The following is a 230-nucleotide window of genomic DNA, read 5'->3' on the forward strand; positions in this document are numbered from 1 at the left end:
CTTCCAAACCCGCCGCTTTCATAGCGGCGGTCTTACGTGAATCATGAATATTAAAGATATAGAACATGAGGAAAATCATTGTCACGATCAATTGCAGCGTGCCTTCAATCAGCATAAACAGCGAGTGATCTTCACCGGGAACACTTCCCAATGTCATCAATCCGGTTAGCGCCTGTATACCGAAAACGCATAATTCAAAAGCAAACAAGCCTGTGATGGCAAGAAATAAG

General features: G+C 43.5%; 1 pseudogene. It reads right to left on the reverse strand.

The window, feature by feature from the left end:
* A pseudogene (locus AC3II9_RS22680) lies at window positions 1-230 on the reverse strand (sugar ABC transporter permease); the annotation flags it as partial.

The sequence above is a fragment of the Lysinibacillus sp. RU7 genome (assembly GCF_057837305.1).